The organism is Streptomyces sp. NPDC004542 (genome assembly GCF_040610035.1).
GTDB lineage: Bacteria > Actinomycetota > Actinomycetes > Streptomycetales > Streptomycetaceae > Streptomyces.
Window position 1 is genome coordinate 1 of record NZ_JBEXLP010000140.1, and the last position, 13,194, is coordinate 13,194.

9 protein-coding genes and 1 pseudogene are annotated in these 13,194 nt (G+C 74.4%); all 10 read right to left on the bottom strand.

Annotation, left to right across the window (positions count from 1 at the left end):
• Positions 1 to 44: 44 nt before the first annotated feature.
• Positions 45 to 2,441, bottom strand: coding sequence for a hypothetical protein (locus tag ABZX30_RS36390; RefSeq protein WP_355942226.1), 2,397 nt, complete (start codon positions 2,439 to 2,441; stop codon positions 45 to 47).
• Positions 2,438 to 2,815, bottom strand: a complete 378-nt coding sequence (locus tag ABZX30_RS36395) for a hypothetical protein (RefSeq protein WP_355942229.1) — start codon at positions 2,813 to 2,815, stop codon at positions 2,438 to 2,440. Before ABZX30_RS36395 ends, ABZX30_RS36390 begins: the two co-directional genes overlap by 4 nt.
• A gap of 118 nt (positions 2,816 to 2,933) precedes the next feature.
• Positions 2,934 to 3,389 (bottom strand): YbaB/EbfC family nucleoid-associated protein, encoded by a 456-nt coding sequence (locus ABZX30_RS36400; protein ID WP_355942232.1) that lies wholly within the window; start codon positions 3,387 to 3,389, stop codon positions 2,934 to 2,936.
• Positions 3,390 to 3,543: 154 nt separating this feature from the next.
• Positions 3,544 to 4,209: a type VII secretion system-associated protein gene (locus ABZX30_RS36405; RefSeq protein WP_355942235.1), complete on the bottom strand. Its 666-nt coding sequence runs from the start codon at positions 4,207 to 4,209 to the stop codon at positions 3,544 to 3,546.
• A 113-nt stretch (positions 4,210 to 4,322) separates the two neighbouring features.
• Positions 4,323 to 7,370 carry a hypothetical protein gene (locus tag ABZX30_RS36410; RefSeq protein ID WP_355942238.1) on the bottom strand — a complete coding sequence of 1,016 codons (3,048 nt, stop codon included), beginning with the start codon at positions 7,368 to 7,370 and terminating at the stop codon, positions 4,323 to 4,325.
• Between the two features lie 141 nt (positions 7,371 to 7,511).
• On the bottom strand, positions 7,512 to 7,976 hold the full coding sequence (locus ABZX30_RS36415) for a hypothetical protein (protein ID WP_355942241.1): 465 nt from the start codon (positions 7,974 to 7,976) through the stop codon (positions 7,512 to 7,514).
• Positions 7,977 to 8,128: 152 nt separating this feature from the next.
• Complete coding sequence (locus ABZX30_RS36420) at positions 8,129 to 8,419, bottom strand: hypothetical protein (RefSeq protein ID WP_355942244.1); 291 nt, start codon at positions 8,417 to 8,419, stop codon at positions 8,129 to 8,131.
• 79 nt (positions 8,420 to 8,498) lie between these two features.
• Positions 8,499 to 8,837, bottom strand: a complete 339-nt coding sequence (locus ABZX30_RS36425) for a WXG100 family type VII secretion target (protein ID WP_355942247.1) — start codon at positions 8,835 to 8,837, stop codon at positions 8,499 to 8,501.
• 167 nt (positions 8,838 to 9,004) lie between these two features.
• Positions 9,005 to 12,322: a right-handed parallel beta-helix repeat-containing protein gene (locus ABZX30_RS36430; RefSeq protein ID WP_355942250.1), complete on the bottom strand. Its 3,318-nt coding sequence runs from the start codon at positions 12,320 to 12,322 to the stop codon at positions 9,005 to 9,007.
• A pseudogene (locus ABZX30_RS36435) lies at positions 12,319 to 13,194 on the bottom strand (hypothetical protein); the annotation flags it as partial. The gene ABZX30_RS36430 and the pseudogene ABZX30_RS36435, both read right to left, overlap by 4 nt.

Genomic DNA, 13,194 nt, shown 5'->3' on the forward strand with positions numbered 1-13,194 from the left:
GCCAGCTCGATGAGCGGGGCCGGAGCGGTCGGCGGGGGCTCCGGCTACACCCGGGCCCTGGACCCGCCGGCCCGCACGGCCGCCCCGGGCTGCGCCGCGGCTCCGGGCCGCACCTCCCCGCTCTGCCGGGCCACGGCGTCCGGCCGGGCGCTCCCGGTACCGGCCGTGCCGTCGCCCCGCACGGGCGCCCCCGGCTGCCCCGTGGTCCCGGGCCGCGAGCCCCCGTCGGCACGGACCGTCGTGACCGGACGCGTGACGGGTTCCTCGCGGGTCGTCGCCGGGTCGCCGGCGGCGCGTACAGCGGAGGCAGACGCCCCACCCGGCACGTCCGGCCGCGTTCCAGCGCCCGGGGACACACCGGACCCGGATCCCTCGCCCGGCCTCACCGAACCACCGGCACCCGGCCCGGCCTCCGTACGCACCACGGGAGCCCCGGCCCCACCGGTCACACCGGCCCGCGCCTCCGGCTCCCCGCTCGCCGGCACCTCACGCACCGACACCGGGTCCGCACCGGCACGCACACCGGAGGCGGATCCCTCGCCCGGCCTCGCGTCACCACCGGCACCCGGCCCGGCCACCGTACGCACCTCAGGAGCCCCGGCCCCACCGGTCACACCGGCCCGCGTCCCCGGCCCGCTGGTCGCCGGGTTGCCGGACTGCGTCGTGACGGGCGGCTTGGCGATGGCGTCCGCAGCGGTGGGCGCCGGCGCCCCGGTGCCGCGCGCCGCGCCGTCCGGCCGCGCGGTGGCCGCGGGAGCGGCATCGGTGGCACCCGGACGCGCCGAACCCGGCGCTCCCTGCGTGCCCACGGTGCCCGACGGCTCCGCATGAGCGCCGCCCACGGTACGGTCCGGCCCCCCGCCGGCACCCGCAACGCCCTCGGCGCCACGAACCCCGTCGCCCACGGCCGCCGGTGCGGACAGCGCTCCGGTCTCCGGCGCACCCGGGCCCGATTCCGCGATCCGTCCGGGCAGTGCGCCGCCGTCGGGGGTGCCGCCGGTCTCCGGCGCCGGTGTTCCCTCGGCGGTCGCGCCGGTCCTGATGACGGGTGGCGGCGTCCCCTCCGCCGTCGGGCCGGCTTGGGACGGGGTGCGGACGGGGTCCGGTACCTCGCGGACCTGCCCGGTGGCGGCCGGGCCGGGAGCCACCGGACGGCTCGTCGGGCCACCGGGGGTCGTGGCCGCGGCCGGACCCGCTTCCTCGAAGCCGGGCAGGCCGACGGACGGACGGGGGGACGCCGGCGCGGGCGCGGCGGCGTCCCGGGCCGTGCCCCCGCCCGCGGCGGCGGTCGCGGGCGCGGGCACGGCGGTCTCGGGTGAGGGCGTCCGCGTCTCCGGTGCGGACGACGGGGCCTCGGAGGGCGGCCGGCCGGCGTCGGGGGCCGGGGCCTCGGTCCGTACGGCACCGTGAGTGCCGGTGACCGCGTCCGGACCTGGCGTCGCGGTGTTCCGGGGCGCACCCGTGCCGGAACCGGCGGAACCGGGGACGGGCGTCGTGAGGTCCTTGATGCCGCCGGAGGCACCGGCACTGCCACCGAGGCCGGGCAGGTCGGTGCCGTTGACGCCTTCGGGCGGGCTGAAGGGGGCCTTGGTGGTCAGCGACTTGACCGCGTCGGCGAGCCCCTCCGTCGGCCTGGTGTCCTGCCTGCGGCCCCCGCCACCGGGAGCGCCGAGCATGGCACCGGCCGCACCGGCCAGGAAGGCCAGGCCCAGGTCCTGCTGGGCACCGAGCGCCGCGTTGACGGCCGCTCCACCGACCACACCGGACGCCCCGCCGATCGCGGTGCGCCCGATGAGCGAGTTGGCGAACTTGGGCACGAAGTGGGAGGCCACACCGGAGAGCGCGCCGAACGCGGCGCCGCCGATGACCCCGCCGAGCGCCATGTTCTTGATGGCGTTGGGGTCCAGGTGCTTTCGCGTGCCCTTGAGGATCTCGATGGCCTGCAGGAGCGTCTCCAGGCCCGTCATGGAGGCCGCGCCGATGGCCGCCGACATCACCAGGCGTCGCAGGATCGCCTGGATCACCTGCCGCACACCCGTGATCAGCGCCGGCACGGCCGCGAGCCCGAACAACGTGTTCGCCAGGAAGGCCAGTTCGATCAGCATCCAGGCGAGCATCGCCTCGACCATGTAGGTCGCGTGCTCGACCTCCAGCGCGAACTCGTCAGCCCTGAGGCGCAGGTTGTCGGCGGCCTTCGCCAGCTCCGGCAGCGTCGTGCCCAGCGTCCGCATGTAGGCGTCGAACGCCTCGGCCGGCTGCCCGTTGACATTCGACAGAACGCTGGTGCGGACCGAGTTGACCTCGCTCATCATGCCCTGCACCTGCTGGGCCAACCCCGCCCACACCTCGCCCTGCTGCCGCAGCAGGGCGGGATCGGCCTCCGGCAACTGCGTACCGGTGATGAGCGCGGCCCACCGGAGGGGCTCGGGGACCGGGCTCACGGACGTCCGCCGCGCCCGCCGCCGCTGCCGCCCCGGCCACTGCTGCCGCCGAGCCGCCCGCTGAGGCGGGTCGTGTCCTGGATGGCCGCTTCATTGGCGTTCTGGAAGACCTTGGCCACGGCCCGCAGGTTCTGGGCGGAGGTGCCCAGAACCTGGCCGATGCCGGAGCCGGCCTTGATGATGTCCTGGGCGGCCGGGACGTAGCCGCTCGCGAACTGCGCGCCCGGCTTGTCGTTCCCCCACGCCCTGGAACCGTCCGCGGACAGCTGGGCCGCGGCCGACTTGAAGGCCCCCTCCAGACGCTCGGCCAGCGCCACCAGCGGCACGCTCGCGGACTGGAGCCCGTCAGGGTTGACGACGAACTTCTCAGGCATGGCAGGGCTCGATTCTGGGCGGGTGGATCAGGGAAACGACCAGCGAGTCAAGGCGGTGGCCGGCGGGCCCGTACGGTACGGCCGGACTGCGGACCACGGACGGGACAGGGAGGGTGGGTCACTTGCGCGCGATGCGGGGCCCTTCACCGGCCTGCCGTCCCAGGCGCCCCTGGTCCACGTACTCCCGCACCCCGTCCGGCATGGCCGGCTCCGACGGCATCAGCTGGGCCACGTCCGCCGTGCCGCGCAGCAGTTGCGTCGCGTCGAGTCCCTCGGGCAGATGCGGGGTCATGACCTCGGCGAGGGCGGCAGTGGCCTTCCCCCTTGCCTCCTGGATGGTGGAGACCACCAGGTCGGCCAGTTCCTTGGGGGCCATGCTGCGGTAGGCGCCGGTGGGGAACTCCACCGAGACCAGCTCGCCCTGCGGACCGACCGTGACCTTCATGGCCTGCGCCTTGGCCGTGGCGGTGCCGGTCACCTCGCTCATACGGCGCTGCAGTTCGCCGATCTGCGCCAGCTGGGCCTGGTAACCCGCTCGCAGTTCCTCGATCTGCTCGTCGTACGACGTGGACACCTGCTCACTCCTTGCGTGGTCGGACGATGGCGGCGGCCTCTTCTTCACTCACTCAAACACGGGCGGCCGGGCAGGAGAACGACGGTTCGTGACCCCTGCCCGCATGAACACCGACCTTGTCCGAAAAGACGCCGGGCGCTTGAGGACATGCAGGTCAGACGGGGGTGCCGCCGGTGTCCCCGAGGTCCTTGGCGTCCCCGGCGTCCCCGGCGTCCCCGGCGTCCCCGGCGTCCCCGGCGTCCGACAACGCGTCGAGGAGCGGTCCCGTCTCCACGGTGAGAGAGACGGGACCGGCCGGGTTCAGATAGATCAGGTGGCCGGGCGGGAGCAGTCCGACGACGTCCCGGCAGGACATCACCCGGTACGCCAGACGGCCCGCCGCGTCCACCTGGGGCTGCGCGGTGAAGGCGGGCACCACCGCGGTGCCCTCCGGTGTCCCGGCGGTGACGACCGAGCCGTCCGGGTGGACGAGCACCGCGAGTTCGCTTCCGGCCAAGGCGCGCACGACCTCCTCCGGGTGGCCGTAGCCAGTGGCGGCCCGCTGCACCGCGTGGTCCGCCGGGTCCGTGGGCGGGTCCCAGCCGAGCGCGGCGGGTGAAGGGCGGTAGGCGTCGTTGTCCTGCCACTCGACGATCTCTCCGGTCCCGTCCGAGCGCCACCGGCCGATGACCGCCCAGTCCGGCGGTGGCCCCCCGGCCTCGTCCCAGGCCGGGTCGACCATCCCGAACCAGTGGTCGGGGGCCTGGCGTGCGGCCTCCCGGACGTCGTCGGGCGGTTCCGGCACGGCGGTGGCGGTGGTGGGTGTGCTGTCGTCGTTCATGGGTCCGTTTCCTGGGCGGCCGGGACGACCGGTGGTTGGCGGCCGCCAGTGCCGGACGGCGGGCGGCCGTCGGCCACGGGCGGTGGGTGGGGCGTGCGGGTGACGGGTGACGGCTAACCGATGGAGTCCGGCACGACGGGACGGGTGCCCCAGGTCGAGACGTCCTGCGTCAGCAGGCCGAGCGCGCCCTCGTCACCGCCCTCGTCGTCCTCCTGCTCGTCGTCCGCCGCGGAACCGGTTCCCTCGGGCTCGGGCTCGTCCGGCACCTCGCCGGCCCCGGCCCCGCAGCGGATCTCTTCGTCCGGGGCGATGCCCGAGGCAGCCCCGGCCCCGACCCCGGCCCCGGCCGCGGCGGTGGGCCGGGCGGCGGGCCGCCATGTGGTCAGTTCGGGATCGGCGGACGAGGCGGAGCCGGGGTCCACCGTGCGCTCCGCCATCCGGACCGCGCTGCCGCCCTCCGCCTCCCAGACGGCCGGCTCGGCGACGGCGTAGCGGGAGGTGCTCTGCGGGTGCTCGCCGTCGGCCGCGCCCTGGCCGGCGAACGCGAGCATCAACGTGCCGAAGCCAGCCGCCGCTACGTCCCAGGTGGTGGCGTCGTCCGTGTCCACGGACTCGGCCAGAACGGGGACCCGGTCGTCGGGCGGTTCGGGAAGCGGGGCGGCCACCGCGGGTTCGGCGGACGGAGCCGTTTCCGCCTGCCAATCCGCGAGGCTCTGGGCGGCCGAGACCTCCCGGGGGGCGACACGTGCGTGCGGAGACCCGGGGCCGGGGACGCCGGTCGGCGTGCCGGACAGCGCCTGCGCCGGTGCGCCCCGGTCCCCGGCCGGTGCACCCTCATGAGCGGACTCCGGTGAAGCCGCGGTGGCTTCCGCGGGGGCGGTCGCCGTCTCCTCCGCCCCGGGCGACCACACTGCCGCGGAGCCGCCCAGCAGGGCCGACGACGCGGTGACTTCGCCTTCGGTGTTGCCCCCACCCGCAGGGGCGCCGTCGGAACCCGTACGGCCCGTACGCGCCGTCGGCGCCGCCGGAAGGGGCAGCACCGGTACGAATCCGGCCGACGCGGTGGCGGGCAGGCCCGACAGTGCGGAGCCGCCGGACGGAGCTCCGGCCACCGGGACGGCGCCCTCCTGTGCGCCGTCCGCGTCCTCGCCGGTCCAGGGAGCGGTGGCCTCTTCCAGCAGACCCGAGGAGTCCGGCCGTTCGCCGCCCGCCCCGCCCGCGGATCCGGCGCCCGCCGCACCCGTGGCGGGCATCATCGGCATCATGGGCATCCCGGCACCCGCACCGGCACCCTCACCCGCACCGGCGGTCGGCTCGGCCGCCAACTGGGGCGACGCCGCGAGAGAGGCCGCCGGATCGAGCGACCGGCCCGCATCCAGCCCGGACAGACCCGGACCACCCGCCGCCGCACCCGCCACCGGATCCGCCTCCGGCAACGCACCCACACCCTCGCCACCGGCCCACGGCTTCACCTCACCACCCAACAGACCCGACGCGTCCGGCCGCTCGGCACCAGCCGTCCCCTGCCCCCCGGCCCCCGCACCCATCCCCGGAGCCATCGGCATCATCGGCATACCGGCACCCACACCGGCGGCACCCGCCGCCGACGTGTCGGGCAGGCCCGGTGCGGAGACGAGGTTGGAGGACGGCATCGAGGCCGGGCTGCCGAGGCCGGGCGTTCCACCCACGAGGTCGCTCGGCAGCGCCGCGCCGTCGCCGAGCCCGGCTCCGGCGTTGCCGAGGTCGGGGACACCGATGCTCCCCGTCCCGCCGGTTGCGAGTTCCGGCGTCTGGGCTCCGCCGTTCCAGGCCGTGACGGGTTCGGCGAGGTTCTGGCCCGACGTCGAGGAACCGGAGGTGCCCGTCGACGGTGCGGCCACGGAACCGAACCCGGGCAGGGGGAGCGCGCTGCCCGCGCCGAGGTTTCCCCCGGTGCCCAGGGCCGGGTCGGTCAGGCCCGTGCCCGTGCCCGTGCCGCCGGGGAACGGGTCGATCGTGGTGCCGGTGCCGCTACCGGTACCGCTACCGATGCCGGCGGGCAGGTCCGGCGTGGCGGTGCCGCCGGTGAACGGGTCCGCGGCACCACCCGTGCCGCCCGCTCCCGCGCCGGGCACGGCCAGGTTCGGCAGGCCCGCTCCCCCGCCCCCGGTGCCCAGGTCGCCGGTGCCCGCGCCGCCGGGGAAGGGGGAGATCGCTCCGGTGCCTCCGAGATCCCCGGTCCCGCCCCCGCCGGTCGTAGCCAGGTCGGGCAGGCCGGCGCCGCCGGTGAACGGCGCCGGGGAGCCGCCCGTACCGCCACCGCCGCCACCGCCCAGCGAACTCAGGTCCGGGGCGCCGGTGCCTCCGGTACCGCCGCCACCGCCACCGCCCAGCGAACTCAGGTCGGGACCGCCGGTGCCGCCGGTACCGCCTCCGGAGCCGCCCCCGCCGGTCAGGTCGGGTCCGCCGCTGCCACCACCGCTGCCACCGGTGCTGCCCGGATCCTTGACCGGTGAGACGACCGGCTTGGGCTGCACACGGCCGAGGGTCTGGCTGACCTGGGCGTAGTTGGAGGCAAGCTTCTTCAGCTCGGCCCGCATGTCGTCCGTCATCATCTGCACGAGCTCGGGCTTCTGACTGATCGGCATGAGGCCGTTGGCCATGGGCTTGACGCCGAGCCGGGCGGCCTGGTTGGCGTACCAGTAGTCGATGGCGTGGATGTTGGCCTGGGCGACGGCGAGCGCGTTGGCGCTCCAGACGAGGTTCTGCCCGACCGAGCTGCCGGTGGCGCCGCCGCCGAGGGCTTCGGCGTTCGAGGCAACCTGTTTGGAGAACGTGGTCATCGACTCCATGAAGGCGTCCGCCGCGCCGCCCCGCCACGGCGCGCCCTCACCGCCGGCCAGGGCCTTGGACTGGTCCGCCAGGCTCTTGGCGACCATCGCCATGACCTCCTGGACGTACTGGAAGTCGTTCGCCGCCTTGACCAGGGTCTGCGGGGAGGAGACGGAGGACGCACGGGCTTCGCCTCCCTCGCCGGGCACCAGGGCGGAACCACCCGTGATGGCCGCCATGATCTGCTTCCAGTCCCAGCTGTCGTAGTCGGACGGGGAACCCTGGACCGTGGGGTCGGCGTAGATGCCGCTTCCGTCCTCGTGGAATCCGCCCTGGCTGTAGTCCGCCATAACCCTGCGCTCTCGTCTGGGGCCTCGGCCTCCGGCCCCCGAGCACGACGACGGCGGAAGGACCGAACGCTGAATACGGTCATGCCTGCGCCGCTGTCGGTGGCACCGGCCCGGAGCCACCGACAGCGGCGGGTGAAAATGTCAACTCGTCTTTCCGGTCCCCGTGCCCGTGCCGCCCGACGACCCGCCGGTGGACGAGGCGGTGGCGCCGCTGTCGTTTCCCAGCCGCTGGAAGTCCGCCAGGGCAGCGCTCAGCGCGTTCTGCAGGTCGCTGGTCTTCATGTTGGCGAGTTCGGCGGCCGAGCTGTACTTCTTGCTGACCGACTGCATGCCGTTGCTGATGTCCTGCAGTCCCTCAGCGAGATCGGAGAGGACGTTGAAGTACCGCTGCTGCAGACCCGCGCCCCCGTTGGGGCCCGAGGTCTGCGAGCGCAGCTGGTAGGCGTCGTAGAAGGCGCCCGGTTGGACGACCGAAGCCGATCCGGCCGCCATCCGGTTGCGTGCTTCTATGACGTACGGCACGAGTTTGGCGATGTTGCCGGCGAACAGGTCCAGGGCCGCCGTGCTCACCGCCTCCTTGCCGGAGCCGCCGCTGCCGGTAGGCACGGACGGCGCGCTCGGGACGGTGCCGGGGTCGGGGTTGCTGACCGCGTCCGGATGCTGGACGCTGGTGGGATCCCACGCCTGGGGCGGCCCGGGGTCCGGAGCCGGAGGTTTTCCTCCCGGCATGTCAGGCCGGGGCGGTATCATCGCCACGGTCAGCTCCAGGTCTTGACGCCGTACTGGTGTGCCTGCAGGTACTCCTCCCGGCACTGCGCGGCGGCCTGCTGAGCGGCGGCGGCCTGCTGCTGCATCTCAGCGACGGTCTGGTTCCAGTTGATCTTGCGCTGGTCGAACATCTCCTTGACGTCGCTGATCCAGCCGGTGAGCGCCTGGGTGTTACCGCTGGCGAACTGCTGGTTGAGCTCGTTGATCTCCGACTGTACGGTGCTCAACTGAGACAGGGTCTCGTTGAAGGCCTGCCAGTCGACGGCATAGGTCTCGGCCATCGTTGTCTCCTTGTCAGTAGCGCGCGGTGCCCCCGTGGCAGGGTTCTCGGCACCGTGCCGGATCGGTGGGATGTGCTGGTCAGAAACCCTTGAGCGCGACGGGCTGGACGGTGGTACCGGCCAGCTGAGACGCGGTCTGCTTGGTCGCCTGGTGGGCCTGGCCCTGCACGTTCCCCGTCGCGAGGATGCGCTGGTGCATCTCGTCGAGGACCGAGCCGATCTTCTGGTAGTTCGCCATCCAGCCTTCAAGGGCCTGCTGGAAAGCCGTGCCGGCCTCACCCTGCCAGCCCTGTTCCGCCCTCGTGGCCAGATCCCTCATGCGGGCGAAGGACGCCCGATGGTTCTCCAGGGTCTGCAGATGAACCTGAGCGGACTGCTGCATTCCCGCAAGGTCTACGGCCTCGAGATTCGATGCCATACCGTTTTCCTCCAGTCGGTTCCAGGAGAGTCGCGGAGCCGGTTGCCCGCGTGCTTCCATCCTGTTCGCCCACCGGCGCGGGGCACAGTTCCCGCTGCCTGTCCTGCCCGGTGTGACAGCCGCTCTGCCCGTGCGCTCCGGCCGCTGGTGCCGCGGTACCAGCGGCGCTAGACGACGGCTGTCTCCGCTTTCGAAGCGCCGTCCTCGCTGTCCTCGTCCTCCTCGTCGAGCAGGTCGAGGACGTCGCTGCCGTGGACCACACGCGTGACCGCCAGATCGGCCAGCCGGTCGGCGAAGGCATGCGCGTCGAAGGCCCCGCGCGCCGCGGGAGTGCGGGCGAAGTGCTCGGCCAGGGCCTCGAACGTCCCGTCACCGGCCTCCAGACCGGTCGCCGTGAGCCGCCGTACGGCCAGCATCGCCAACTCGTCGGGGGTGTAGGGCGCGAAGTCGACGTGCCCGGCGAAGCACCCGGTCAGCTCGCTTCCCGGTTCGCTGCCCAGGAGCGCGGCCACCGGGCCGGGTTCCCCGGACAGCACGAGCACGACGTCGTCCCGCTGAGCGGCCGTCCGCCGTGTCGCGGCGACGAGTTCCGCGCGCTCCGACAGCATGCGGGCTGCCAGGAACTCGTCGAGTTCCAGCACCAGTACGCCGCCCGCCGCCTCGTCGAACGCGGTCCGCACGTTGGCCTCCGCCTGGCCGGGCCAGCGGGCCGGCCAGGCGGACACCGGCGCCCGGTGCACGGTGCCGGTGGACAGCAGGCCGAGTTCGGCGAGCGCCCGGGCGTACAGCACCGCGACCGCGTCCCGGCCGCTGCCCTCGGGACCGGTGAACACCAGGTTGGCGCGGCCGGCCGGCCCTTCCCCGCGCCGGCCGAGCGGCAGCAGTGCCGCCAGGTGTTCCTGGAGCGCCCGGCGTACGCCGTCCAGGCCGACGAGCCCGGCGATGCGGGCGAGGCTGCGGCCGGGCGGGGCGGCAGGCGGTGCCGTGTCCCCGGCGGCGGGAGCGTCGTCGTCCGGCTGCGCGGGCGCGGCGGGCACGGTCTCGACGTCGGCCTCGGTGAGCCGGCTCAGTTCGAAGTCGCTGCCCGGCGGCGACACGGCGAGCCGTGACGCCTGTCTGTTGATCATCGTCTCGAAGATCTGACGGGCGACCCGGCCGTTGCCGAAGGTGGGCCCCTTGGGGATATGGGTGAAGTACCGGGCCACCGCCTCCAGCGCGCCGTCGGTGAGTTCGTAGAAGTGCTTGGCGCACAGGCCCCGCACGATGGTCACCAGTTCGTCGACGGTGTAGTTGGGGAACTCCACCGTGCGGGAGAAGCGCGACGCCATGCCGGGGTTGGAGGCCAGGAACTGGTCCATGTGCTGGGAGTAGCCGGCGGCGATGACCACGATCTCGTCGCGGTGGTCCTCCATGAGCTTCATGAGGGTCTCGACGGCCTCCTGACCGAAGTCCGGGCCGGTGCCCTTGGACTGGTTGGTCAGGGTGTACGCCTCGTCGATGAACAGCACACCGCCCAGGGCCCGGTTGAAGACCTCCGTGGTCTTGATGGCCGTACCGCCGATGATCTGGGCGACCAGGTCGGCGCGGGAGACCTCCACCATGTGTCCCTGGCTCAGGATGCCGAGTTCGGCGAGGACGGCGCCGTACAGGCGGGCCACCGTGGTCTTGCCGGTGCCGGGCGGGCCGGCGAACACCAGGTGCCGGCTCATCGGCGGCATCGGCAGGCCCATCTCCTCGCGGCGCCGGGCCATCTTGTTGAGGTTGATGAGGCCGGTGACCTCCTGCTTGACGCTCTCCAGGCCGACCAGCGCGTCCATCTCGGCCAGCGGGCCGGTGCCGGTGTGCCCCGCGGCGGGCCGCCCGTCCCCGCCGGAGGGAGTGGCCCCGGCCTCCGACCAGCGGTGGCCGCCCTGCGCCTCCGCGGCCGCGCCGGCCTCCGCGCCGGTCACGTTCGCGGTGTCGAGGCGGGGGTTGGGACGCAGCTGGTGCAGCGCCTGGCCGCCGTTGTCCCGCAGCTCGCAGTCGTGGATCCGCACCGGCTCCTCGGTGTTGGTGCGGATGCCGTCCCCGGCGTTGTCGAAGACTCCGCAGTGGGCGAGGTCGGCCCGGCCGCCGGCCTGGATGTGGATGCCGTGGCCGTGGGCGCCGTGCACCCGGCAGCCGACGGCCGTGAGGTCACCGCCGCCCGTGACCCGGATGCCGTCCGAGTCCGAGGCGGTGGCCTCGGTGTCCTTCAGCTCGACCGTGGCGTCGGCCCCGACGAGCACTCCGCAGTCCCGCAGGACGCACGCCTCGGCGACGGCCGCGGCCGTGGCGGCCGCCAGACCCGGCGCCCCGGTGGCGGCGAGGCGCACCCCGGTGAGCCGGGCGGTGGCGCCCTCGCGGATATCGACGGCCGGACCCGAGGTGCTCGCCACCTCCGAGTCGCGCAGCGTGAGTTCGGCGCCGGTGGCCCGTACGCCGGTGCCTCCGGAGACCGACAGCCGCTCGCCCTCCAGGGCGGCGCCCTCGGCGACCAGCAGTCCGTCGCCGCTCGCGTCGCTCACCCGGACCGACCGCAGGACCGGCCGGGCCCCGCCGTCCACGAGGACGCCGGTCGGAGAGCCGGTCACCTGACAGCCCTCCAGGTACGGCTGTGCGGACTCGGTGACCCGCACCCCGGTGCGGGCGGCGCCGGTCACGACGCAGCCGCGCAGTGCAGGGGCCGCGCCGCCGCCGACCAGGACGGACTCCGTGCCGGAGCCGGTGAACACGCAGTCGGTGAGGGTGACCTCGCCGCGGCTGGTGAGGTAGGCGTCGAGTCCGGTGCCGGCGGAGACGGTGACCGCGCGGAACTCGGCGCCGCCGTTCTGCTCGGCGACCAGGGCGGGCTGCCCGGCGGCGGTGATCCCGGTGGTCTCCACCACCGCCCGGGCGCTGCCGTTGACGCAGACGCCGTTGCCGCCGGGTCTCTCGAGCCGGCAGTCCCGCACGGTCAGCCGTCCGCGTTCGGCGACGACGATCGCGGACGACCCCGTGTCGGCCACCGTGGTCTGTTCCACCACGTTGGCGCCGGAGGACGTCACCACGATGCCCGCCCCGCCGAGGCCGGTCACCCGGCACGAGCGGACGATGAGGATGCCGCGCTGCCAGGCGAGGATGCCCGCCCAGGCCTCTCCGGAGACCGTGCACTGCTGGAGTGACGCCTCGCCGTGACGTACCTCGACGACCGGTATCTGTTCGCTGCCGCCCTCCAGGACGAGCCCGTTCAGCTGGGCCGCCTCGGCGGCGATCACCACCGCGCTGGCGGTGCCGCCGTCGACGCGGACGTCGCCCGGCTGGGAGCCGGCGGCGAGGGTGACGACCCGGTCGATGACGAGGGCCTCGCGGTAGGTGCCCGCGGAGATGGTGATGAGGGCGCCGTCGGCGGCGGCGGCGAGCGCCTGTGCGATGGTGCGGTAGGGCGCCGAGCCGTCCTGGGAGACCAGCAGTTTCTGCCGGCTCATGGTGTGGTCCTCTTTCCGGAGGGGGCTGGTGGAGCGGGGGGTGGCGGGAGGATGAGTCCGGGTGGGGCGCCGAACCGGACGGTCTGCTCGGGCGGCAGGTGCGCGGGCGCCGCCCCGGACTCGTCGGCGTGCCAGGCCCGGTCCGCATGTTCGAGCCCGGTCAGGGCCATGTCGTCCAGCGCGGTGCGCCGGGTGTCGACCCGGCCGTCGGCGGCGATCTCGGAGGCGGAAAGTTCGCGCAGCAGGACGGCCCGCCGGTCGCCGTCGCGGACCGCCAGCACCTTGAAGGTCGTGCCGGGCAGGAAGAGCACACGGGCGGGCAGGTCCGGGGCGAGCAGGGCGGTGCGGCGTGCGGTCACCGACCAGATCAGCAGGTCCGCGTCGCCGGGCAACTCCGGGGCCGCGGTGGTCAGCGCCCAGCAGAACGCCCATTCGGTGACGAGGGTGCGGTGCCGGTACCAGTCCCACTCGGGGCCGCCGAGCGCGGCCCGCAGGACGGTGGCACCCCGGTAGGAGGGCAGCCTGCGCAGCCCCGCGGCCACGCAGCGGGCGAACGGGACGTGCGGCCCCACGGCTGCCTCGCGGACCTGACGGTCGAGCAGGGCCGCGTCACCGCGCAGGTAGAGGCGGGCCGCCACGAGGTCGGTGAGGACGTCCTCGGTGGGCGTCTGGGCGGTTCCGCGCAGCCCCGGCGACTCGGAGAGGAGCCGGGCGACGACGCCAGCCTGGTCGTTGTACTGCTGGCGGAAGGCGTCGCGCAGCCAGGCGCGTTCACGGGCGATGCCGGTACGGGGCGGCACGGCGCAGGCGGCCGGGGTCGGCACCGTCTGGACCCGGGCGCCGGCCACCGCCGGGGGTGCCGGCCGGACACC